General features: G+C 36.8%; 1 protein-coding gene. It reads right to left on the bottom strand.

Going from position 1 to position 253, the window contains the following annotated elements; all coding sequences use genetic code 11:
- Positions 1-253: helix-turn-helix domain-containing protein (locus tag RYX56_RS23910; RefSeq protein WP_317124327.1), on the bottom strand; the 253-nt coding region annotated here is incomplete at both ends.

The raw sequence follows: 253 nt of genomic DNA, 5'->3' as shown, positions 1-253 counted from the left end.
AAATACGCATGCCCCCTGATTCGTCATTAAGTGAGGAATCGTCAGCAATTTTAGCAGTTCATCCAAAGCAATTTCCTTTTTTATGGTTTCTTTATCAACTTCTGGCTTGTATTTTTTTCTGTACTGAGCCGGGGTGCAATTATACCACTTATTAAAATGCTTATAATAGTATTTCGTATCGGAAAATCCACATTCTGTCGAAATCTCCTGGATGCTTTTATTCGTTGTCAGGAGCAACTTTTCCGATTTAAAG

It is taken from the genome of Alkalihalophilus lindianensis (assembly GCF_032843265.1).
Classification (GTDB): domain Bacteria; phylum Bacillota; class Bacilli; order Bacillales; family Bacillaceae_D; genus Alkalihalophilus; species Alkalihalophilus lindianensis.
The sequence above is the reverse complement of the archived record's forward strand: the minus strand, read 5'-3'. Positions and strand labels throughout refer to the sequence as shown.